General features: G+C 57.6%; 1 protein-coding gene. It reads left to right on the top strand.

Annotated features, from left to right (window positions below):
* Positions 1-278 (top strand): hypothetical protein (locus CWB99_RS24370; RefSeq protein WP_171045455.1); only part of this gene is annotated, 278 nt, incomplete at both ends.

Raw genomic sequence — 278 nt, 5'->3', positions numbered from 1 at the left:
CACGCAGTTTTGCCACGGTGGCCCGGGCGGTTGGGAACCAGCCCCATACTCCTCTGGCTCAACTGGACATGATCGACCCGCTGGCACATGAAGAGCTTGCCGCGTGTAATGATACCCGCCATCAGGTTACTGAGCAGGTGCCCTTCCATGCCTGGTTCAGTGCTCCGGCTAATGCGACCCCAAATGCGATTGCTATTCGTCAGGGCGCTGCGCAGATAGCTTATCAGCAACTGGACGCTTTGGTTAATCAATGGGCACAGCTGTTGATTGCGCAGGGC

The sequence above is a fragment of the Pseudoalteromonas rubra genome (genome assembly GCF_005887095.1).
Classification (GTDB): domain Bacteria; phylum Pseudomonadota; class Gammaproteobacteria; order Enterobacterales; family Alteromonadaceae; genus Pseudoalteromonas; species Pseudoalteromonas rubra_E.
The sequence above is the reverse complement of the archived record's forward strand: the minus strand, read 5'-3'. Positions and strand labels throughout refer to the sequence as shown.